Source organism: Streptomyces sp. 8L, assembly GCF_020176795.1.
Lineage (GTDB): Bacteria > Actinomycetota > Actinomycetes > Streptomycetales > Streptomycetaceae > Streptomyces.
The window spans coordinates 1-552 of the sequence record NZ_JAIUKE010000966.1 but is presented as its reverse complement, the minus strand read 5'-3'; the positions used below and the strand labels follow the sequence as shown (position 1 = coordinate 552).

Annotated in this window: 1 protein-coding gene; it reads left to right on the top strand. The window is 78.1% G+C overall.

Translation table 11 applies throughout. The features are described 5' to 3' along the window. A partial coding sequence (locus LCE31_RS40135) for a sensor histidine kinase (protein WP_225023259.1) occupies positions 1–439 on the top strand: 439 nt, incomplete at its 5' end. Positions 440–552: the final 113 nt, after the last annotated feature.

Genomic DNA, 552 nt, shown 5'->3' with positions numbered 1-552 from the left:
GGGCCGCGCGATCCCGCCCGCCGACCGCAGGGCGTGCTCCACGACCTCGTGCAGCGCGACCACCTGCACCTGGTACGTACGGGCGGAGCCCGCGACGCTGGAGCGCGCCGTCGTCAACGTCCTCGACAACGCGGTCAAGTTCAGCCCGCCGGGCGGCACGGTCGAGGTCCGGCTCGACGCGCACGGCGAGCTGACCGTACGGGACCACGGGCCCGGCATCCCGGCAGAGGACCTGCCGCACGTCTTCGAGCGCTTCTGGCGCTCCCCGTCGGCGCGCTCGCTGCCTGGCTCGGGCCTCGGGCTCGCGATCGTGGCCCGCACGCTCCAGCAGGCGGGCGGCGAGATCACCCTGCGCCCGGCGGACGGCGGCGGCACGGTGGCGCGCATCATCCTGCCGGGCGCCCCGACGCCTCCCCCGGGCTTCCCCGCGGAGGCGTAGACGCGCGGCGGCCGGGCGGCCGAGACGGGGGACGCGGGCGTCTCGGCGCACGAGCGCTTCGGGGCACGGGCGTACGGGGGTTGCCGGAGGGCACGCCCCCGGCCCCCTCGTCC